The 20,295-nt window shown below is 70.2% G+C and carries 19 protein-coding genes; 10 read left to right on the forward strand and 9 right to left on the reverse strand.

Annotated features, from left to right (window positions below; translation table 11 throughout):
* Window positions 1-168: 168 nt before the first annotated feature.
* Window positions 169-2,469 (forward strand): serine/threonine-protein kinase, encoded by a 2,301-nt coding sequence (locus AXK61_RS12585; RefSeq protein WP_068574274.1) that lies wholly within the window; start codon window positions 169-171, stop codon window positions 2,467-2,469.
* 29 nt (window positions 2,470-2,498) lie between these two features.
* Here AXK61_RS12585 and AXK61_RS25710 read toward each other — a convergent pair whose 3' ends face one another.
* The 7 genes from AXK61_RS25710 to AXK61_RS24955 form a co-directional block, all read right to left on the reverse strand.
* Entirely contained in the window at window positions 2,499-3,134 is a 636-nt protein-coding gene (locus AXK61_RS25710; protein ID WP_231855528.1) for a hypothetical protein, read from the reverse strand.
* A 12-nt stretch (window positions 3,135-3,146) separates the two neighbouring features.
* Window positions 3,147-5,111, reverse strand: coding sequence for an acyl-CoA dehydrogenase family protein (locus tag AXK61_RS12595; RefSeq protein WP_068745595.1), 1,965 nt, complete (start codon window positions 5,109-5,111; stop codon window positions 3,147-3,149).
* 40 nt (window positions 5,112-5,151) lie between these two features.
* Complete coding sequence (locus tag AXK61_RS12600; protein WP_068745597.1) at window positions 5,152-6,663, reverse strand: carboxylesterase/lipase family protein; 1,512 nt, start codon at window positions 6,661-6,663, stop codon at window positions 5,152-5,154.
* A gap of 197 nt (window positions 6,664-6,860) precedes the next feature.
* Window positions 6,861-8,342 carry a carboxylesterase/lipase family protein gene (locus AXK61_RS12605; RefSeq protein ID WP_068745600.1) on the reverse strand — a complete coding sequence of 494 codons (1,482 nt, stop codon included), beginning with the start codon at window positions 8,340-8,342 and terminating at the stop codon, window positions 6,861-6,863.
* Entirely contained in the window at window positions 8,339-9,751 is a 1,413-nt protein-coding gene (locus tag AXK61_RS12610) for a WS/DGAT/MGAT family O-acyltransferase (RefSeq protein ID WP_068745601.1), read from the reverse strand. The genes AXK61_RS12605 and AXK61_RS12610 overlap by 4 nt, the downstream gene beginning before the upstream one ends.
* Before the next feature lie 83 nt (window positions 9,752-9,834).
* Entirely contained in the window at window positions 9,835-10,230 is a 396-nt protein-coding gene (locus tag AXK61_RS12615) for a type II toxin-antitoxin system death-on-curing family toxin (protein ID WP_068574285.1), read from the reverse strand.
* On the reverse strand, window positions 10,227-10,403 hold the full coding sequence (locus AXK61_RS24955) for a hypothetical protein (RefSeq protein WP_156485648.1): 177 nt from the start codon (window positions 10,401-10,403) through the stop codon (window positions 10,227-10,229). The genes AXK61_RS12615 and AXK61_RS24955 overlap by 4 nt, the downstream gene beginning before the upstream one ends.
* 236 nt (window positions 10,404-10,639) lie before the next feature.
* Between AXK61_RS24955 and hemL the strand changes: the two genes are divergently transcribed.
* The 6 genes from hemL to ccsB are packed head-to-tail and all read left to right on the forward strand — an operon-like array spanning window position 10,640 to window position 16,607.
* Window positions 10,640-11,944 carry a glutamate-1-semialdehyde 2,1-aminomutase gene (gene hemL / locus AXK61_RS12620; RefSeq protein ID WP_231855529.1) on the forward strand — a complete coding sequence of 435 codons (1,305 nt, stop codon included), beginning with the start codon at window positions 10,640-10,642 and terminating at the stop codon, window positions 11,942-11,944.
* Between the two features lie 23 nt (window positions 11,945-11,967).
* A complete protein-coding gene (locus AXK61_RS12625) occupies window positions 11,968-12,597 on the forward strand; it encodes a histidine phosphatase family protein (protein WP_068574287.1) in 630 nt (209 codons plus the stop codon).
* Window positions 12,594-13,184, forward strand: coding sequence for a TlpA disulfide reductase family protein (locus tag AXK61_RS12630; RefSeq protein WP_068574289.1), 591 nt, complete (start codon window positions 12,594-12,596; stop codon window positions 13,182-13,184). Before AXK61_RS12625 ends, AXK61_RS12630 begins: the two co-directional genes overlap by 4 nt.
* Window positions 13,184-13,969: a cytochrome c biogenesis CcdA family protein gene (locus tag AXK61_RS12635; protein WP_068574290.1), complete on the forward strand. Its 786-nt coding sequence runs from the start codon at window positions 13,184-13,186 to the stop codon at window positions 13,967-13,969. Before AXK61_RS12630 ends, AXK61_RS12635 begins: the two co-directional genes overlap by 1 nt.
* Window positions 13,966-15,609 (forward strand): cytochrome c biogenesis protein ResB, encoded by a 1,644-nt coding sequence (resB, locus tag AXK61_RS12640; RefSeq protein ID WP_068745602.1) that lies wholly within the window; start codon window positions 13,966-13,968, stop codon window positions 15,607-15,609. The genes AXK61_RS12635 and resB overlap by 4 nt, the downstream gene beginning before the upstream one ends.
* Window positions 15,610-15,611: 2 nt before the next feature.
* On the forward strand, window positions 15,612-16,607 hold the full coding sequence (ccsB, locus tag AXK61_RS12645) for a c-type cytochrome biogenesis protein CcsB (RefSeq protein WP_068574294.1): 996 nt from the start codon (window positions 15,612-15,614) through the stop codon (window positions 16,605-16,607).
* 88 nt (window positions 16,608-16,695) lie between these two features.
* On the opposite strand, the gene AXK61_RS12650 is transcribed toward ccsB, so the two are convergent.
* A complete protein-coding gene (locus tag AXK61_RS12650) occupies window positions 16,696-16,857 on the reverse strand; it encodes a BldC family transcriptional regulator (RefSeq protein ID WP_074850913.1) in 162 nt (53 codons plus the stop codon).
* A gap of 177 nt (window positions 16,858-17,034) precedes the next feature.
* Here AXK61_RS12650 and AXK61_RS12655 point away from each other — a divergent pair, with 177 nt between their 5' ends.
* The 3 genes from AXK61_RS12655 to AXK61_RS12665 all read left to right on the forward strand — a co-directional run bounded on the left by AXK61_RS12655 (window position 17,035) and on the right by AXK61_RS12665 (window position 19,205).
* Window positions 17,035-17,334 (forward strand): DUF4229 domain-containing protein, encoded by a 300-nt coding sequence (locus AXK61_RS12655; protein ID WP_068574298.1) that lies wholly within the window; start codon window positions 17,035-17,037, stop codon window positions 17,332-17,334.
* Window positions 17,331-18,434 (forward strand): L-cysteine desulfhydrase Cds1, encoded by a 1,104-nt coding sequence (gene cds1, locus AXK61_RS12660; protein ID WP_068574300.1) that lies wholly within the window; start codon window positions 17,331-17,333, stop codon window positions 18,432-18,434. Before AXK61_RS12655 ends, cds1 begins: the two co-directional genes overlap by 4 nt.
* A 243-nt stretch (window positions 18,435-18,677) precedes the next feature.
* On the forward strand, window positions 18,678-19,205 hold the full coding sequence (locus tag AXK61_RS12665) for a LysR family transcriptional regulator (protein WP_068574302.1): 528 nt from the start codon (window positions 18,678-18,680) through the stop codon (window positions 19,203-19,205).
* A 205-nt stretch (window positions 19,206-19,410) separates the two neighbouring features.
* Here AXK61_RS12665 and AXK61_RS12670 read toward each other — a convergent pair whose 3' ends face one another.
* On the reverse strand, window positions 19,411-20,286 hold the full coding sequence (locus tag AXK61_RS12670) for a 1,4-dihydroxy-2-naphthoate polyprenyltransferase (RefSeq protein ID WP_068745603.1): 876 nt from the start codon (window positions 20,284-20,286) through the stop codon (window positions 19,411-19,413).
* Between the last annotated feature and the right edge of the window lie 9 nt (window positions 20,287-20,295).

Consider the following 20,295-nt stretch of genomic DNA (forward strand, 5'->3'; position numbering starts at 1 on the left):
TCCCAGACCGACGAATTCATGATCGATTCTCGGGGCCTCATCCTCAGGTCGCGGTGGACGGAACGTTCGCCGCGTACGCAACTCAGATCCAAGACGACGTCAAGCGGTGAACGATATGGTCTTCGCGATGGCCAACCGTGGTCGTTGCTGTGCACAGGAGGAGCTGCGGTGGCGCTGGAGCCGGGGGCGGAGTTCGCGGGATACGTGATCGAGCGTTTGCTCGGTGCAGGTGGGATGGGCGAGGTCTACGTCGCTCGTCATCCGCGACTACCGCGGTCGGATGCGTTGAAGGTGCTGTTGCCGCAGTTCGCGGCGGATCCGGCGTTCCGGGCACGGTTCGAGCGGGAGGCCGATCTCGCTGCTGGGCTCGTGCACCCGGCGATCGTCCGCGTGTACGACCGGGGCGAGTTCGACGGCCACCTGTGGATCGCGATGGAACTCGTGGACGGCGAGGACCTCGCACACCTGGTGCGGTCCCACGGCCCATTGGACGCGGCGCGGACCGCGCGGGTGGTGACGGAGGCCGCCGCAGCGCTGGACGCGGCGAACTCGACCGGGCTCGTCCACCGCGACGTGAAGCCCGCCAACATTCTGATGAGCACCACGGGGCGGGTGCTCCTCAGCGACTTCGGGATCGCCCGGATGGGCGCCGAGTCGTCCGACCTGACCGGGACGGGCGTCACCGTCGGAACTCTGAACTACGCGTCCCCGGAACAACTCAGGGGGCTTCCGCTCGACGGCCGATCGGACCAGTACTCGCTCGGCTGCACAGCATTTCAGCTTCTGACCGGGAGTGCGCCGTACGCGAGTACCAATGCCGCCACCGTGATGGCGGGCCACCTGGGCGAACCGTTGCCGTCGGTGCGGACGCTGCGACCGGGCCTCCCGGCGGCGGTCGACGCGGCTCTGGCACGGGCCACCGCGAAGTCGCCGGCGGACCGGTATCCGTCGTCCGGTGCGTTCGCGGCCGACCTCGCCGAAGCGCTGTCACATGCCGGCGAATCCGCGCCGGCGGTCGGACCCGTGAGTGCGGACACCGACCGCACGGTGGCGCGCGGGGAGTACCCGGCCGGTGCGCCGACGGTGGTGCCACGCGCGCACGGGCGGACAGCGGAGCCCGCTCGGTCGCGTCGGCGCGGCCCGGTCATCGCCGGGGTCGCGATCGTCGCAGTGATCGCCCTGATCGTGGGTGTGGCGGTCGTGATCGGGAACCGCGGGAAGGGCAGCGGTGACGACGCCGTGTCGAGTGAGGCTGCGAAGCTCACGCCGATTCTCGCGACACCGCTGATGCCCTCGCTGAACGGCGCACCCACGACGTCACGATGGACCTTCCAGGGCCCTGCAGGCGGATGGAGTCGACTGCTGGGAGCGGACGATGAGCGCGCTCTCGTGACCTACTATCCGGGCACAGTGATCGACGTACTCGATGCGGCCTCGGGGAAGTCGCTGTTCACGGTTCCGATGCCGGGGAACGGTGAGCCCGCCCAACAGTGCGCAGTGACGGGGCGGGCTGCGCTGTGTGCCACGGGGAGTGGAAGTGACTCGGGTCTCCTGGCGGTCGATCTGGTCGCTCGCAAGGCCATCCCGATCGCGAGGTCGATCGAGTCGCCCGTCGCGGCGAACGGAGTCTTCGTCGGCGGATGGGGCGGCCACGACGGTGCTCGGCCGCGGCCCCCCAAGGTGGGAGATCGAGTGCTCCGGGCGGATGGATCGGTCGCGTGGACGGTGCCCGCGGATGCGACGTCGGTTGAAGGAGGTGCCAGCGCGGGAGTGGTGGCGGTGACCACGACGGCGAAGTCGACCGATCCGCTCGTCAAGGACACTTCGACGCTCCGCATCCTGCGACTGACCGATGGGAAGGTTCTCGCGGAGGCGCCGGGCGACACGGCGTGGGGGCCGTTCCAAGGCGGCTTCTCCCTGGTCACGACGTCCAGGGGTGCGGGCGGCTCACAGAAGTGGTCGGCGGAGTTCTACGATCTCGACGGCAGGCGCCGCGGAACGTTCGAGAATGCCAACGGCATCTGGCCGATCAAGCCGGGGAACGCGCCGCCCTCACTGCCCGCGTTCAATGTTGCGAACAGCGGCCGGGTCGCTGTGGTGAATCCCGACACCGGAACCGTGCTCTGGACCAGAGATCTGGACGGTTCCGTCGTACGAACGAACCAGCCGACCCGATACACCGCGCTGGGCCGGCAGATCGTGGTCGGTCCGGAGAACGGGCCCTTCCAGGCGCTCGATCTGTTCACCGCGGAGTCGGTGCTCACCGCGAAGTACGAGAACATCAAACTCACGCTCTTCGGTACGGACGGGAAGCGGCTCCTCGTGCTGTCGGACTACGGCCCGCAGATTCAGGCAGAGGGTCACGACGGCTGGTCCAGTCGCGAGCTCGGTAGCGGTGTGCAGGTGACGTCAGTCGGATCGGGGATCTACACCGGGGCGGTCGCGGGTCCGATCGTGCGGGTGGTGTGACGTCAGAAGCGCTTGAGGAGGGCCTTGGCCTACGTGCGGACCTCGGTCTCGGGATCGGTGACGTACGGCGCGACGACGGCCTGGAGCCGGGCCGGGCGACGGGAGTTCTTGCCGTGCCGGAAGGACCGGAGGATGTAGGCGCGGACCGTCGGGTCGTCGAGCTCGCCGATGTTCACGACGAGGGCGTCGTCGACATCGATCTCGAAGAGCCACTCCAGGATCGGGGCGCGGCCGTAGCCGATTGACCGGTCGAGGGCGATCTCGCGGAACCTCGTGTAGTCCGACGGTTCCGCGATCTGTTGAGCCGCCTGGGTGTAGCTCGCGAGAATCGACGGATGCAGTGAGGTGTCGGTGTACAGCGCCGAGATCATCAGCGGCACAGCCCGGGTGCCGACGGCGCAGCGCATCGTCAGCGCGTGGCAGAGGCCGGTACGGAAGATCTGGACCTCGCGGACGTCATCGATGCCGGTGTGCTCAGCCGTGTGCTCCAGCCAATCGAGCAGCACCGGAACGGCTTCGGGGTAGTCAGCGTCGGTCCTGGGCAGATCGGATACCGATGCGATCGGCGGCCGACGGGGCCGCCGCCACCACGGATCCCGCGTGGCGCGGCGCAGTTCGCGCCCGAGGCGGGCGTGCGCGTCGCGCCACTCGGGCGTGGGCGGCACCGTCGGACCCCGCTAACGCACGGAGACGCTGTTGGCGGGATCGAGCATCGGGACGTCCAGGGCCGCAGCCGGAACGCCGAACGCGTCCACGAGGGACTCGGCGATCGGACGGGCCTTGCCGCACAGCTCGTTGACGCCGCGGCGGATCGCCTTGGCGCGCTCCACCGACACGTGGCGGTGCATGAGGTACCAGCCGAGGTCGCGCTCGAGCAACGAGTACACGTACAGGTTGCGCATCAGCTTGAGCGCGTCACGGGTCTGCCGGTCCTTGACGTCGGTGATCACGTCGACGAAGGACTCCAGCACGATCCGCTCGATGTGCGCGTCGCCCACCTTGATCAGGTGGTCCTGCGTCTCGGTGAACACCGCGAGCGGATCCTCGTCGGGATCCTTGGCGCGACGCATGCGGTCGGCCGCGGTGCGCAGCAGGTGGTTCTCCCGGTTCCGGAGCAGGCGCAGTTGGGTGCCGGGGTGGGTGAGCTCGCTCTCCTCGGTGTCCTCGTCCGAATCGTCGAGCAGGGTCTGCACGACCTGGCGGGCGGCGGTCTTCTCCAGCACCACGTCCTTGGCCATGTTCGCCACGAACCGCACCCAGCCCACGGCGTCGAGGCCCTGGACGTCGGAGGCGTAGGCGGTGAGCTGCTCCTTCGCCACCAGCTGCGTGAGCACCAGGTTGTCGCCCTCGAAGGTGGTGAAGACGTCGATGTCGCCGCGCAGCAGTGGAAGCCGGTTCTCCGACAGGTAGCCGGCGCCGCCGCAGGCCTCGCGCGCGGCGCTGATCGCGTCGGACGCCAGGCGGGTGTGACCGGCCTTGATCCCCGCCGCCTTGCCCTCGATCTCGCGGGCGTACGCCGGGTCCACCGCATCCGGATCGCCGGACTGCAGCTCGTGCAGTTCCGCGGTGAGCTCGTTCTGGGCGATGGCGAAGGCGTACGCGCGGGCCACGAGCGGAAGCAGGCGACGCTGGTGCGTGCGGTAGTCGAGGAGCAGCAGCTCGCCCGCGCCGCCCGGCGCATCGAACTGGCGGCGCACCAGCGCGTACTTGGTGGCCAGCGTGATCCCGAGCCGGCCCGCCGCGCCCGCTGCCGCTCCCACCGTGACGCGCCCGCGGATCAACGTGCCGAGCATGGTGAAGAACCGCTTGCTGTCGGATTCGATGGGGCTGGAGTAGGTGCCGTCCTCGGCGACCTCGGCGTAGCGGTTCAGCAGCTCCGCCCGCGGGATACGCACATGATCGAAGACGATGCGGCCGTTGTCCACGCCGGGCAGGCCGCCCTTGTATCCGCAGTCGGAGGTGGTGACACCGGGCAGGTCGGCGCCGTTCTCATCGCGGATCGGCACCACGAAGCAGTGCACACCACGGCCCTTCGGCTCCTCGCCCGGGCCGCCCGTGATCAGTTGGGCGAACACCGACGCGTAGCGAGCGTGCGCGCCGGCGCCGCCGATGTAGTCCTTGCGAGCGCTGGACGTGGGGGAGTGGATCTCGAACTCGCCGGTCTCCGGGAGGTACGTGGCGGTGGTCTCCAGTTCCTGGACGTTGGAGCCGTGGCCCGTCTCCGTCATCGCGAAACACCCGAGCACGTCGAGCTCGATCAGGCCCTTGACGTACCGGTCGTGGTGGTACCGGGTGCCGAGGTTCTCGACGGCGCCGCCGAACAGGCCCCACTGCACACCCGCTTTGACCATGAGGGACAGATCGCCGTAGCCGAGCGTCTCGATCGCCGTGACGGCGGCGCCCACGTCGCCCGTGCCTCCGTGCTCGACGCGGAAGCCGTCGGCCGGGAAGCCCAGCGGCACCATGTCCTTCATCTGGCCCAGCATCAGCTCGCGGTACTCGTCCAGGCTCAGGCCGGTCTTGGGAACCACGTTCCCGTCCTCGATCTGGGCGCGCACGGTGTCCCTCGTCGCGGCCCACCGGCCGTCCAGGATGGCGCGCAGCGCTGCGGTCAGTTCGGGCGACGGTGCCGGATTCGTCATGATTCCGACCCTACCGGCCGGTAACGGTACTGGCGAGGACTCAGGCGAGAGGGCCGGTGCGGTCGCCGACCGGCAGCGCGGTCCCGGGCAGGCCGGAGGCGGCCCACGCGCGACGCTGCGTCGCATCCGGATCGTCCTCCACCCGGGACTGTGCGGCGATGATGCGCGTGCGGCGCGCGGCACCGTCGTACTGCGGCCAGTCGGAGAAGGGCCGCCCGGTGCGGGCGAACGCGATCCAGTCCCGCTGCACCTCGGTGGTCACGCGCGCTGCGGTGCGCCGATCGCCGAGCGCGAGGACCCGGCCCTTGCCCGCGAAGACACCGAACACCGCGAGCAGCTCGCTCGCGTGGCTCGCGCCGAGGCCCGCGGCGCGCAAGGCGGTCGGGACGTAGTCGTAGCGGTACATGAACGTGGGGGCGTGGGCGCTGTGCCCCTCGGCGATGGGGACCGACGGTGCCCAGAACTCGTGATCGCCGAACAGTCGCTGCCATGCCGCTTTTCCGGGGAACCCCGGGTACGCCATCCCGATCGCCGCGATCTGGTCGGGTGCGGCGTTCAGCGTCCGGGCCATCACGTCCACCGAGGGCTCGGCGAGCTGCCCGGAGCGCGTGAACATCGTGCCCTCATCGCGATTGGTGCCGATGATCAACGGCACCCGGGCGCCCCGTCCGGCGGCGATGGCGAGAGTCGGGTCCTCCGGGAGGAAGTCACCGTCGACGACGGGGCCGTACGGGACCACGCCCGGCTGCTCCTTCTCCAGCCTGCGCATCGTGTGGTGGCCGGCGCGGGAGACGAGCATCGCGTCGGTCCCCAGTTGTGCTGCGCCGCCGAGTAGTTCGAGGAAGAGTCGGCCGCGGGATCGGGCGGTCTGCAGGTCCGTCGTCAGCCCCGGGGCGGAGCTCTCGGCGATCGCGCGGTGGAACAGGCCGTGGGCGGCCGGAGTCGCCAGGAGTGTGGTGACGGCGTTGCCGCCGGCGCTCTCGCCGAACACCGTGACATTGTCGGGGTCGCCACCGAACGCGGCGATGTTGCGCTGCACCCATTCCAGTGCCGCGACCTGGTCGCGCAGGCCCAGGTTCCCGTCGATCGGGCGGCGCTCGGTGGAGAACTCCGTGAGGTCCAGGTAGCCGAGGGCGCCGAGGCGGTAGTTGATCGAGACGAACACCACGTCGCCGCGCTCGACGAGCGAGTTCCCGTAGTAGAGCGGCGTTCCCGAGCTACCCATGAGGTAGGCGCCGCCGTGGATGAACACCATCACCGGGCGGGGTGTGGCCGACGGCTCCGCCGGGGCGACCACGTTGAGCGTCAGAGCGTCCTCATCGACCGGCTGGTACTTCCCGAGCCCCACGGGGGTGCTCTTCGGGTGCTGCACCGCGGCGTTGCGGAAGTCGTCCGCGTCCCGGACCCCGGACCACGACGGTGCCGGCTGCGGCGCGCGCCAGCGCAGCTCGCCCACGGGCGGCGCCGCGAAGGGGATGCCGCGCCACGCCAGCACCGCGCCCCGTGCCACGCCGCGCACGGCTCCCGACTCGGTCTCCACGACGGTGTTCACATCCCGAGTATGCCTGCGTCGCTGCTCGCCGGGCGGGCCACGGACCGGAAGCGGGCGGTGTTCGCCGGGTCCGCCAGCGTCGGGAGGGCGACCCTCGGATTTTGTCCACGGTGGACTCGCTGTCCGAGCTGGACGAAATCCGAGTGTCGCGCGGACGTCAGACGTCCCGACGGAGTGCACCGTCGGGATAGGGCTCGTCACCCCGTGAAGTTCTCCCAGGCCCGACGGATCTCGGGGGACGGGTCGTAGACGATGCGGTTGCGGTCGTCGATCACCAGCGTGGCACGGGAGGTGCCGTTGTAGGTGGGCCACTCGCTCGCAGGGCGGCCGGTGCGGGCGAAGGTGATCCAGTCGCGCTGCATACCGTCGGACACGCGCATGGCGATGCGACGGTCGCCGAGCGCGCCGAGGACCCACCCCGTCGTTCCGTGGTACACGCCGAACACCGCCATCAGCTCCGTCGCGTGCGTGGCGCCGTAGCCCAACAGATCCAGCGTCTTCGGGGAGAAGTCGTAGCGGTAGAAGTACGTGGGCGCGTGCCGCGCGTGCGCCTGCGCGATGCGCAACGACGGTGCCCAGAACATGTAGTCGCCGATGATCCGATTGATCGCGGGGATGCCCGGGAAGCCCGAGTACGCCGCGGCCAGCGGGCCGAACCGGTCCGGCTCGGCGCCGAGGGTGTGCGCGGCGCGCTCCGCCGTCGGCTTCCCCATGCCGGGCATCTTGGTGAACAGCGTGGCCTCGGCGCGGTTGGTGCCGATGATCAGCGGGACGTCGGCGCCCCGTCCGGCTGCGATCGCGAGCTCCGGATCCTCCGGGAGGACGTCACCGTCGACCGTGGGGCCGTACGGGATGACCCCGAGTTGCTCCCGGTTGAGCTCGCCCATCAGGTGGTTCCCGGCCCGGCCCAGCTCCTCGGAGGTGCTGGTGTCGATCTTCTCCGGCCCGCCGATGATCTCGACGAAGCGCTTGCCCCAGCCGCGGGCGGTGACGGCGTCGACGGTGAGCTCGGGCGCGGAGCTCTGCGCGATCGCGCGGTGGAACAGGCCGCGGGCGGCGGGCACCGCGAGCAGCGTGGTCACGGAGTTGCCGCCGGCGCTCTCGCCGAAGATCGTGACATTGCCGGGGTCGCCGCCGAAGACCGCGATGTTGCGCTGCACCCACTCCAGTGCCGCGACCTGGTCGCGCAGGCCCAGATTCCCGTCGATCGGGCGCTCGTCCGTGGAGAACTCCGTGAGGTCCAGGTAGCCGAGAGCGCCGAGGCGGTAGTTGATCGAGACGAACACCACGTCGCCGCGCTCGACGAGCGAGTTGCCGTAGTAGAGCGGTGTCGCGGAGCTGCCCATGAGATAGGCACCGCCGTGCAGGAACACCATCACCGGGCGCGGCGTGGTGGCCGGCCGCGCGGGGGTGACCACGTTCAGCGTGAGGCAGTCCTCGCTGGTGGGCTGGTACTCGCGGAAGCCGACCAGCGTGTACTTCTTGTTCTGCGGCGCGGCCGCGCTGAACGCGGTGGCATCGCGGGCCCCGTCCCACGGCTCGACCGGCTGCGGTGCCCGGTAGCGCAGCGCACCGACGGGCGGCCGCGCGTAGGGGATGCCGCGGAAGGCGTGCACCGTGCCCTGGTCGAGCCCCGAGAGCTCGCCGGCATCGATCCGTACGCGCGGACCGTCGGTCATGGTTCCGTCCCCTCGTCGACTGCGGCGACCAGGGCCGCGATGTCGCGCTCGAAGGCACGGACGATGGGCCACGGGTCGGGTACCTGCTTCTTGCAGGCGATCACGCCGATGTTCAGTGTGCCCTCCTGCGAGAACACCGTCACGTTGAGGCCCGCGCCGTGGAACACCGGGCCGAGCGGGTACATCGAGTGGATCCGCGCGCCGAGGAAGTACAGCGGGAAGTCCGGGCCCGGCACGTTGGAGATCACCAGGTTGTAGATCACCGGGTGCAGCTCGGGCAGGTTGTTCTCGCCGTACAGCTTCGCGCCCAGCGACATGATCGACGCCGGCGCGAACTGCGCCCAGGAGCGCAGCAGGTTGTCGTCGAGCTCGCCGTGGTGCTCCTTGCTCGTCGCCACGCGCTCGCGGATCGCCTCGAGGCGTTCGACGGGGGTGTCCACGTCGGTGGTCATGCGGGTGAACATGCCGGTCACCTTGTTCGAGCCCTCGACCAGCGTCGCGCCGATCTCCGCCTCGTGCACCGACACCGGGATCATCGCGACCAGCGGCTGCTCGGGCAGCTCGCCGCGGTCGTGCAGGAACTCGCGCATCGCGCCCGAGCAGGCGGCGAGGACCACGTCGTTGATCTTCACGCCGAAGTGGTCCTTGACCCGCTTCACGTCGCTGAGCGGCACGGAGGCGAAGGCGATCGAGCGGTGGCCCGTGATCGCGCTGTTCAGCGACGTGCGGGGCGCGCTGAACGGGGCGGGCATCGCGGCGCCGCGGCGCGCGCGGGTCCACCACTTGACCGGGACCGGCAGCGTGCGGGGGAGCAGCGAGACCAGCGACAGCGGGCGCAGCAGCACGTTCTTCGCGCCGTCGGCGGCGAGGGCGAGCAGGGGCGCGCCGCCGGTGGTGCGCGCCACCTGATCGGGGTCGAGGGCGGGCGGCTCCGGGGTCAGCGAGCAGAGCTGGGCCATCAGGCCGGCGCCCGTCACCCCGTCGACGCCCGCGTGATGCATGCGCAGCATCACGGCGATCTTCCCATCCGCGAGCCCCTCGATGACCCACATCTCCCACAGCGGCTTGCTGCGGTCGAGGGCCTGGCCGGCGATGTGCGCGCACAGATCGGCGAGCTCCTGCTGCCCGCCCGGCGCCGGGACCGCGATGCGGTGCACGTGCGCCTCGATGTCGAAGGACTCGTCCTCGACCCACACGGGGTGGTCGAGGTTGACCACCGAGTCGTGCAGCTTGCGGCGGAACGCGGGCATGCCCGTGATGCGCCGCGCCAGCTCGGACTGCAGGTCCTCGAAGCGGTAGCCGCCCTCGACGGTGCCAGGGTCGAGTTCGAGCAGCCCGGACACGTGCATCAGTTGGGAGCGCGATTCCAGGTACAGGAAGGACGCGTCCAGTCCGCTGAGTCGTTCCATTGGTCGTGCCCCCAGTGCATCGGCGATGATGTGCGGCCCCGGTATGTGGAACCTGTTCCACTATAGGTGGTCGGTGGCTGGGATCAGGTGGAAGCTGATTCTGCGAACTCCGCGAACCGTCCTGCGATCGCCTCGATGTCCTCGATCGCGCCGACGGCCACGTCGAGGACGAATCGCTCTGCGTCGTCCACGTCGTAGTCCGCGGCGAGGTTCACGCCGTTGAGTCGGAGGAAGGCCCACGCGGACGCCCACGCGGTGCGTTTGTTTCCGTCTACGAACGGGTGGTTCCGGGCGATCGACTGCATCAGCGCGGCAGCCTTGGCGTACAGCGTCGGGTAGGCGTCAGCGCCGAAGATCGTCGTGCGGGGCCGCAGTACAGCGGAATCGAAATTGCCCTGGTCACGGATGTTGAGTGGGAATCCCGTGGCGACGCCGCCCACCAGAAGCACGGCTTCCGGGGTCAGGAAGACCGAGGTCATGCCAGTCGGCGGTTGAGCTCGCGCGATCGGTCGGCCACGAACTCGGCAGCCTCGAGCACGGCGGAGCGGTACGCCGCCTCGGAGTACTCCTCGGACCGGCTCGGATCCCCGGCCGCTGCGGCTCGGCGCGGCTGTCCCGACGCCGACCTGCGGTTGGTGATCTCGCTGCTCATACGGTCGATACTACCGATCGCGATGCGCCGTCGCGAGAGAGATCTTGTCGATGGCGGCCGCGCATTTCGGGTGCGGATGGCCTCCCGCACCCAGATCACCCGGTCGCACCCGGCATGCCGGGTGCGCTCGCGCTTTCCGGGTGCGGATGGTTTCCCGCACCCGAAATGCCCGCACTCGGCGACTTCTCCTACACCCTGTAGTTGACGATTTGCTTCGGCCTGGGACACTGGAGGTCGTGAGTTCTCCCCAGACCCAGGCCAGCGCCGCACTGTTCGACCGCGCGGCCCGCTCGATTCCCGGCGGTGTGAACTCGCCGGTTCGCGCGTTCTCCGCCGTCGGCGGCACCCCGCGGTTCATCACCAGCGCGACGGGCTCGCAGCTCACGGACGCCGACGGCAACACCTACGTCGACCTCGTCTCCAGCTGGGGCCCCATGATCCTCGGCCACGCGCACCCCGCCGTCGTCGAGGCCGTGCAGCGCGCCGCCACGACCGGGCTGAGCTTCGGCGCCCCCACCGAGGCCGAGGTCGAGCTCGCCGAGGAGCTCATCGCGCGGGTCGCCCCCGTCGAGCGGATCCGCCTGGTCAACTCCGGCACCGAGGCCACCATGAGCGCCGTGCGCCTGGCCCGCGGCGTCACGGGCCGCGCCAAGATCATCAAGTTCTCGGGCTGCTATCACGGCCACGTCGACGCGTTGCTGGCCGACGCGGGCTCCGGCGTCGCCACCCTCGGCCTGCCCACCAGCCCCGGCGTGACGGGAGCGCAGGCGCAGGACACCGTCGTCCTGCCCTACAACGACCTGGACGCGGTGCGCGAGGCCTTCGCGCGGTACCCGGGCCAGATCGCCGCCGTGATCACCGAGGCCGCCGCCGGCAACATGGGCGCCGTGCCGCCGCAGGCCGGGTTCAACCAGGGCCTGCGCGACATCACCGAGGCCGACGGTGCGCTGCTCATCCTCGACGAGGTCATGACCGGCTTCCGCGTCAGCAAGGCCGGTTGGTACGGGCTCGAGCCCGTCGACGCCGACCTGTTCACCTTCGGCAAGGTCATGTCCGGCGGCCTTCCCGCGGCGGCCTTCGGCGGCCGCGCCGAGGTGATGAACCGGCTCGCCCCGCTCGGCCCCGTCTACCAGGCCGGAACGCTCTCCGGGAACCCCGTCGCCGTGGCCGCGGGTCTCGCGACGCTCCGGAACGCCACCGACGAGGTGTACGCCAAGCTCAACGCCAACTCGATCCGGCTCGGCGGACTGATCGGCGACGCGCTCACCGCCGAGGGCGTGCGGCACCACGTCCAGTACGCGGGCAACCTGGTCTCCGTGTTCTTCACGGACGGCCCGGTCGTGAACTACGACCAGGCGAAGGCCGCCGAGACCTTCCGGTTCGCGCCCTTCTTCCACGCGCTGCTCGAGCAGGGCGTCTACCCGCCGCCGAGCGCCTTCGAGGCGTGGTTCGTCTCCGCGGCGCTCACCGACACCGATTTCGAGTCCATCGAGGCGGCCCTGCCCGCCGCCGCCCGCGCCGCCGCCGCGGCGAAGCAGTGAGCCCCGGTAGGAGAGAACACAAGATGACGCAGACGATCGTGCACGTGATGCGGCACGGCGAGGTGCACAACCCCGACGGCATCCTCTACGGCCGCCTCCCCGGTTTCCGCCTGTCCGACACCGGCCGCGCCCAGGCGCGCAAGGTCGCGGACGCGCTGGCCGACCACGACATCACCGCCGTGTTCGCGTCGCCGTTGCAGCGCGCACAGGAGACCGCGACGCCGATCGCCGCCGCCCACGGCCTGGCGATCATCACCGATGAGGAGCTCATCGAGGCGGGGAACCAGTTCGAGGGGCTCAAGGTGTCCGTCGGCGACGGTGCGCTGCGCGAGCCCAAGCACTGGGCCAAGCTGCGCGATCCGTTCACCCCGTCGTGGGGCGAGCCCTACCTCCAGATCGCGCACCGCATGCTCGGCGTCGTCGACATCGCCCGCGAGCGGGCCCGCGGCCACGAGGCGGTGCTGGTCAGCCACCAGCTGCCGGTCGTGACCCTGCGGCGCTACCTCGAGGGCAAGCGGCTCTGGCACGATCCGCGCAAGCGGCAGTGCTCCCTGGCGTCGTTGACCAGCCTCGTCTACGACGGCGACGCCCTCGTCGACCTCGTGTACTCCGAACCCGCGGGAGCGTCCGACCCGCGGATCACGGGCGCGTGAGGCTCGCCCGCCGCGCCGCCGCCCTCGTGGTCCTCGGCGCGGTCGCCCTCGGCGCGTCCGGCTGCGTCCAGTACTCCGACCAGGCGGCCAAGGGCGGCGTCATCGCACCCGGCGGCAAGGTCCGGCAGTTCTACGAGCCCGACAAGCGCAGCACCGTCGAGAACCTGTCCGGGCGCAGCGTGATGGACGAGAAGACCACACTCAAGCTCTCCGACTACGACGGCAAGGTCGTCGTCATCAACGTGTGGGGCAGCTGGTGTGCGCCGTGCCGCCTCGAGTCGTCCGAGCTGGAACGGACCTACCTCGCCACCAAGGACCGCGGAGTGCAGTTCCTCGGCATCAACGTCCGCGAGACCGCCGGTGACGACGCCGCCCGCGACTTCATCGGCTCCCAGGGCCTGACCTACCCGTCGATCTACGACCCGCCCGGCCGCGCGCTGCTGGCCATCGGCGAGCAGTACCCGACGACCGTCGTGCCGATGACCTTCGTCCTCGACCGCAAGCACCGGGTGGCGGCGTCGTACCTCACGACGGTCGGCGAGAAGGAACTGCTCGGCACCGTCGAGAAGGTACTGGGGGAGGGCTGATGGGAGAGGCCTTCGCCACCGCGGCCGTCTCGGGCCCGCTGCTGCTCGCGCTCGGCGCGTGCCTGCTCGCGGGGCTCGTCTCCTTCGCCTCGCCGTGCATCGTCCCGCTCGTGCCGGGCTACCTGTCGTACCTGGCCGGGCTCGTCGGGGCGGAGGCGCCGGCCGCCACCGTCGACGAGGCCCGCGCGGGCGTGCGCGCCGGACGGTGGCGCGTCATGGGCGCGGCGGTGCTGTTCGTCGCCGGGTTCACCGCGGTCTTCCTGCTCATGACCATGTCGGTCTTCGGGCTGGCCACGTCGATCGCCCTCAACGCCGACACGCTCATGCGCATCGGGGGCGTGATCACCATCGTCATGGGCCTGGCGTTCATCGGCCTCGTCCCGATGCTCGAGCGCGACGTCCGGTTCGCGCCGCGGCAGTGGACGACCCTCGCGGGCGCGCCCCTGCTGGGCGGAGTGTTCGCGCTCGGTTGGACCCCGTGCATCGGCCCGACGCTGGCGGGGATCCTGTCGATCGTCGTCGGCACGGACGCCGAACCCGCCCGCGGTGCGGTCCTCATCGTCGCCTACTGCGCGGGGCTCGGTCTGCCCTTCATCATCCTGGCCCTCGGGTCGACGGTGGCGGTCCGCGCGGTCGGGTGGTTGCGCCGCAACTCGCGCCGCATCCAGATCCTCGGCGGAGTGCTGATGATCGCGGTGGGCGTCGCGCTGGTCACCGGCTATTGGGCCGAGTTCATCGACCTGGTGCGCCGCCTCTTCGTCTCCGACACGGTGATGCCCATATGAGTACCTTGACGAAACACCCGAACCCGCCGGTCCCGCCGTCGAGCCCGCAGCGGCAGTCGCCGCTGCGCCGCGCGATCGCCACGGTCCGCAACACCTGGCGCTCACTGACCTCGATGAAGACGGCGCTGGTCCTGCTGTTCCTGCTCGCCGTGGCGGCCATGCCCGGCGCGCTGCTGCCGCAGCGCGACATCGACGGCGCCGCGACCGCCAAGTACATCGCCGACCACGGCACGGTCGGCGAGATCATGGACAAGCTGCAGCTCTTCGACGTGTTCAAGTCGGTGTGGTTCACCGCCGTGTACGCGCTGCTGTTCGTCTCACTCGTCGGCTGCATCCTGCCGCGGCTGTTCGAGCACGTCCGCGCGCTGCGCACGGCCCCCGTCAACACTCCCCGCAACCTGTCCCGCCTGCCTCGGCACACCATCCGCGAGAGCGACGAGGACCCGGAGACCGCGGCGCGGACGGCGCTCGCCGGACTTCGCGGCTGGCGCAAGATCTCCCGGGTGGAAACGGCGGCCGAGGCCGGCACCGATGGCGGCGCCACCGTCACCGTCTCCGCCGAGAAGGGCTACCTCCGCGAGGCGGGCAACCTGCTCTTCCACGCGTCGTTGCTGGGCATCCTCGTGGCGATCGGCGTCGGGCAGCAGTTCGGCTACGAGGGCTCGCGCATCGTGATCGCCGGCGACGAGGGCTTCTGCAACACCTCGTCGAACTACGACAACTTCCGCGCGGGCAACCTCGTCGACGGCACCGGGCTCGCACCCTTCTGCATCAAGGCGGACGCCGTCAACGCCACCTTCCTGCCGAACGCGCAGCCCGACATGTTCTCCACGAACGCCTCCTACCAGGACCGCGACGGCCTGCGCGACGGCACGTGGAAGAAGTTCACGATCGAGGTGAACAAGCCCCTGCGCATGGAGGGCGTGCGCGTCTACATGCTCGGCCACGGCTACGCCGGCACGTTCACCGTGACCTACCCGGGCGGGCAGACCCGTACCCAGACCATGCAGTTCGCGCCGCAGGACAAGGTCTACTTCCTCAGCTCCGGCGCGCTGCGCTTCGACCCGCCGGCCGAGCTGTACAAGACCGAGGACGAGCGCCGCACCAAGCAGATCGGGATCGAGGGCCTGCTCGCCCCCACGAAGCAGCTCAACGGGTCCCTCTTGACCTCGCGGTTCCCGGCGCCGAACGACCCGGCCGTCGCGATCGACGTCTACGAGGGCGATACCGGCCTCGACTCGGGCAAGCCGCAGAACATCTTCTCGCTCAGCCGGGACCAGATCGACTCCGGACGGCTCGAGAAGAAGGCCCGCGTGAACCTGGACGTCGGCCAGTCGACGACGCTCGAGGACGGCACGCAGGTGCGCTTCGACGGCGTGACCAACTTCGCCGCGCTGCAGGTCAGCCACAATCCCGCGCAGAACTGGACGCTGCTCTTCGCGATCGGGATGCTCGGCGGGCTGATCGTCTCGCTGACGGTGAAACGGCGACGGGTGTTCGTGCGGCTGACCCCGCGCGAGGGCGGCGGTACCGTGATGGAGATCGCCGGACTGGCCCGCACCGACCAGGCCGGATGGAACGAAGACTTCGATGCACTGGCCGACCGCCTCGTCGGCCGCAACGGTGAGAAGGTGGCTTGACCATGGGACCGACGACCAACACGACCCTCGCGGGGTACGCCGAGACGATGTTCCTCAGCGCCACCGCGATCTACGCGGTCGCCCTGGTGCTGCTGGTGATCGAACTCGCGACCACCCGGGTCACCGCGACCGCGGCCCGTGACCGCAGCCGGGAGCTCGTCGCCGCGGGCGGGGCGCCCATCGCCACGGCCGGCACGCCCGGCGTCGTCGTGGACGACGGTCCGCGTCGCTCCCGGTCGGAGCGGATCGGCCGGATGGGCTACGCGGTGGTCGTGGCGGGCCTGCTACTGCACGTCGCGTCGATCGTCTCCCGCGGTATCGCCACCGGTCGCATGCCCTGGGGCAACATGTACGAGTTCGTGACCATCACCTGCGCGGGTGCGGTGCTCGCCGCACTGATCATGCTCCGCAAGTCCGAGACCCGGCCGATCCTCGTGTTCGTGCTGCTCCCGGTGCTGGCGCTGATGTTCGTCGCCGAGGGCGTGCTGTACACCACCGCGGGCCCCGTGGTGCCCGCGCTGAAGTCCTACTGGCTCGCGATCCACGTGTCGATCGTGTCGATCGGCTCGGGCATCTTCCTCGTCTCCGGTGTGGCCAGCCTGCTGTACCTGTTCCGGCGCCGCTACGAGCGGCCGGACGGGACTGTGGAGGCATCGTCGGGCTTCCCGGGCCGGCTGGTCGAGGCCCTGCCCTCCGCGCAGGTGCTCGATCGCGTGGCCTACGGCACCGTGATCGTGGCGTTCCCGCTGTTCAGCGCCGGCGTGATCTGCGGTGCGATCTGGGCCGAGGCGGCGTGGGGCCGGCCGTGGGGCTGGGACCCGAAGGAGACGGTGTCGTTCATCGCGTGGGTGATCTACGCGGCGTACCTGCATGCGCGGGCGACCTCCGTGTGGCGCAAGGCAGCGCCCTATCTGAACATCCTGGGATTCGCCGCGATGGTGTTCAATCTGTTCTTCATCAATTACGTGGTGACCGGTCTGCATTCCTACGCGGGCTGATATCCGCGCCGGAAATCCGCGTACGGAAAAGGGGCGCCGCTCCGTCATCAACGACGGAGCGGCGCCCCTTTTCCGGCCTGCGGACCGGCTACGCCGTGGTGTTCTGGTTCAGTAGAGCGAAGACCTCCGATGCGCGGAAGCGACGGTGCCCGCCCGGGGTCCGGACCGAGCCGAGCAGGCCCGCACCCGCCCACCGGGTGACCGTTTTCGGGTTCACGTTGAACAGAGCAGCCACCTGGCCTGGGGTCATGAGGCGCTCGGGCTGACGGGGCGCCGCGGCGCGCGGGTCGACGGTGCGCTGGGCGAGGTTCGGGTGTGCCGTGGTCATGATGCCCAGTATGCAGCGATTTGCCCGAGTACTCGAACCTCTATCGGACTGTCAAGTATTGGTAAAGTCGGATTTCGGACGGGGAGTAGGCTGATCGGCATGACCGATACGGGAGCCGCCAAGCGGACGCTGGCGCGCGACATTGTTTTGTATACGCTGTTCCGCCTGGCGCTTGTCGCCGTGATCGCGGCGGTGTTCTACGGAATCGGTCGGCTGTTCACGGACGACGTCCCACTCGTGATCGTCTTCCTGTTCGCTCTCGTCGTCGCCCTTCCGTTGTCGATGGTCGTCGGCAAGGGATTGCGGGATCGCGTCAACCGCAGCGCCTCGGTGATCGACGCCGCCCGCAAGGAGAAGCGCGACGACTTCCGTCGGCGGCTACAGGGCGTGGACGAATGACGGTCGTCTGCGATCGGTCCGGGGACCGCGCCTGGGTGGACAACGCAGTGCGGCTCATCGAGGCCGATGCGCGCCGCAGTGCCGACACGCACCTGCTGCGCTTCCCGCTGGGGTCCTGGGCGCAGGGGGACGGCGGTGGCGTCCAGCTGTACCTCAAGGACGAGACCACCCACATCACGGGCAGCCTCAAGCATCGCCTGGCCCGGTCCCTGTTCCTCTACTCCCTCTGCAACGGGTGGGTGCGGGAGGGGACCACGGTGATCGAGGCGTCGTCGGGCTCCACCGCGGTGTCCGAGGCGTACTTCGCCAAGCTGCTCGGCCTGCCCTTCGTGGCAGTGATGACGCGGACCACGTCGCCCGCGAAGGTCGCGCTCATCGAGCGGGAGGGCGGCACGTGCCACTTCGTCGATCGCGCCGACGAGGTGTACACCGAGGCCGCGCGCCTCGCCCGGGACCTGGGCGGGCACTACATGGATCAGTTCACGCACGCCGAGCGGGCGACCGACTGGCGCGGGAACAACAACATCGCCGAGTCTATCTTCTCGCAGCTCTCGCTCGAGGAGCATCCGGAGCCGGCGTGGATCGTGGTCGGCGCGGGCACCGGCGGCACGTCCGCGACGATCGGCCGGTACATCCGCTACCGCCGGCACGCCACGCGCCTGTGCGTCGTCGACCCGGAGAACTCCAGCTTCCTGCCCGGCTTCGAGGCGGGGGACTGCTCGGTGGAGACGGGGCAGTCCTCGCGGATCGAGGGCATCGGCCGGCCGCGCGTGGAGCCCTCCTTCATCCCCGAGATCGTGGACCGGATGGTCGGCGTGCCCGACGCGGGCTCGATCGCCGCGGCGCGCATCGCGTCCGCGATGCTCGGACGCCGCGTCGGCGGATCCACGGGCACGAACCTGTGGGGCGCGTTCGGCGTGATCGCCGAGATGGTGGACGCGGGCCGGTCCGGGAGTGTCGTCACGCTCCTCGCCGACGACGGTGACCGCTACCTCGACACCTACTTCGACGACGCCTGGGTCGCGTCCAAGGGCTTCGACCTGATCCCGCCGACGCTCACCGTCGAACGGTTCCTGACGGACGGTTCCTGGCGGGAGTAGGTCCGACGGGGTTCTGCGGCCGGCCTGCAGGCCGAGGTGCGTGTCTCGTTCGGAAAGCCATGCGTGGGACGCATGGCGGGTGAAATTACTGGTCACGCTATGTTTCCGTGACGCGAACCATGCGCCGGGCGCATGGCTTGGGCGCCGCGACCGACCGCAGCGCCGAACCCGCCCGGGCGGAAGCGAAAACTCGTCAGTGACCGGCGGTACCGTCCCGACATGTCGGACATAGAACGATTACGGGTGGTGGCCACAGTCGCGCACACGCACAGCATCAGTGAGGCGGCGCGGGTACACGGCGTCGCCCAATCCACCGTCACGCGGTCGGTCGCGGCCGCCGAGAAGCTGGTGGGGTTCCCTCTCTTCCGGCGCGGGGTCGAGGGAGCGCAGCTGGCCACGGGGGCGCGCTCGGCGATCACGCTCATCGAGCGGATCGTGGGCGGCTTCGACGAGCTCCGCACCCTCGGTGGCGAGCGACCGGCGGCGTTCCGCCTGGCCCATCGCGCTGATGTGCAACTGCCCGCGCACCTCGAGAGCACGATGATCCGGTGGAACCGGGAGCACACGCCCCACGCCGAGGAGGTGATCCTCGATGATCCGATCGCGGCTCTGCTCGCTGGCGAGGTCGAGATCGCGATGGTGCTCCGCAGTGGTCCGGGCATCGAGGATCTGGAGACCCACGTGGTCAAGGCGATGCGCACCTCCCGGGTCGAGCTGGTGAATCTGCCCGATCCGCCCGCGGAGCTGGCCGAATTCCTGCTGCGCGTCTAGTCGTCGACAGCGTGAGCCATGCGCGGGGCGCATTGCTCGATTCGGAAGAACGTACTGTGACCTGCGACGATGCGGCCATGCGTGTCACGCATGGGTTTTCAGAACGACACGGGACCCGCCGCCGCCGAACGGGGATCGTGCCTACCGGTGTCGCGCGTACCAGCGGTCCTAGTCGGGACGTGCGGTGCGGCGGACGACGCCTACGTCACGCGCCCAGGAACAGCCCGACCGCGGCGGCGATGGACCACACCAGCATGGCCAGGCCGGTCTGGGCGATGCCCGGGATCAGATCGCGACCCTGGCCGCCGCGGACCACCGGGAGCGCGGCGCGCATCGCGAGGGGCGCGGACAGCAGAGTCAGCAGCGCCCACGGCGTGCAGACGAGGGCCAGGACCAGGCCGAGCACCGTCGGGACGCCCACCAGGACGGCGAACAGGACGCGGGTGCGGGAGTCGCCGAGCCGGACCGCGAGGGTGATCTTGCCCGACTCGCGGTCCGTGGGGATGTCGCGCAGGTTGTTGGCGACGAGGACCGCCGAGCTGTACGCGCCCACCGCGCAGGCGGCGAGAGCGCCGGCACCGTCGACCCTGCCGGCCTGCACGAACTGCGTGCCGAGCACCGCGACCAGGCCGAAGAACACGAACACCGCGATCTCGCCGAAGCCGAGGTAGCCGTAGGGCTTCGACCCGCCCGTGTAGAACCACGCGCCCGCGACGCACACCGCGCCCACGAGGATCAGCCACCACGCGGAGGCCAGCGACAGGGCGATCCCGGCCACCGCGCCCACGCCGAAGCAGAGGAACGCCGCGCGCTTGACCGCGGCGGGGGACGCGAGCCCCGACCCGACGAGCCGCAACGGGCCGACGCGGTCGTCGTCGGTACCGCGGACACCGTCGGAGTAGTCGTTGGCGAAGTTGACGCCGATGATCAACGCCAGCGACACCACGAGCGCCAGCAGGGCCTTCCACCACACCGCCCCGCCGAGGAACCCCGCCGCCCCCGTGCCCGCGATCACCGGGGCGATCGCGTTCGGGAGCGTGCGGGGCCGGGCTCCTTCGAGCCACTGCGCGGGGGTTGCCATGCGACCCAC

The organism is Tsukamurella pseudospumae (assembly GCF_001575205.1).
GTDB lineage: Bacteria > Actinomycetota > Actinomycetes > Mycobacteriales > Mycobacteriaceae > Tsukamurella > Tsukamurella pseudospumae.

Bases quoted from the DNA above. Each gene is read 5' to 3' on its own strand.
- AXK61_RS12595 (WP_068745595.1), bottom strand. From the start codon at position 5,111: ATGACGAATCCGGCACCGTCGCCCGAACTGACCGCAGCGCTGCGCGCC.
- AXK61_RS12605 (WP_068745600.1), bottom strand. From the start codon at position 8,342: ATGACCGACGGTCCGCGCGTACGGATCGATGCCGGCGAGCTCTCGGGG.
- AXK61_RS12610 (WP_068745601.1), bottom strand. From the start codon at position 9,751: ATGGAACGACTCAGCGGACTGGACGCGTCCTTCCTGTACCTGGAATCG.
- AXK61_RS12615 (WP_068574285.1), bottom strand. From the start codon at position 10,230: ATGACCTCGGTCTTCCTGACCCCGGAAGCCGTGCTTCTGGTGGGCGGC.
- AXK61_RS24955 (WP_156485648.1), bottom strand. From the start codon at position 10,403: ATGAGCAGCGAGATCACCAACCGCAGGTCGGCGTCGGGACAGCCGCGC.
- AXK61_RS12625 (WP_068574287.1), top strand. From the start codon at position 11,968: ATGACGCAGACGATCGTGCACGTGATGCGGCACGGCGAGGTGCACAAC.
- AXK61_RS12635 (WP_068574290.1), top strand. From the start codon at position 13,184: ATGGGAGAGGCCTTCGCCACCGCGGCCGTCTCGGGCCCGCTGCTGCTC.
- resB (WP_068745602.1), top strand. From the start codon at position 13,966: ATGAGTACCTTGACGAAACACCCGAACCCGCCGGTCCCGCCGTCGAGC.
- ccsB (WP_068574294.1), top strand. From the start codon at position 15,612: ATGGGACCGACGACCAACACGACCCTCGCGGGGTACGCCGAGACGATG.
- AXK61_RS12650 (WP_074850913.1), bottom strand. From the start codon at position 16,857: ATGACCCCAGGCCAGGTGGCTGCTCTGTTCAACGTGAACCCGAAAACG.
- AXK61_RS12655 (WP_068574298.1), top strand. From the start codon at position 17,035: ATGACCGATACGGGAGCCGCCAAGCGGACGCTGGCGCGCGACATTGTT.
- cds1 (WP_068574300.1), top strand. From the start codon at position 17,331: ATGACGGTCGTCTGCGATCGGTCCGGGGACCGCGCCTGGGTGGACAAC.
- AXK61_RS12670 (WP_068745603.1), bottom strand. From the start codon at position 20,286: ATGGCAACCCCCGCGCAGTGGCTCGAAGGAGCCCGGCCCCGCACGCTC.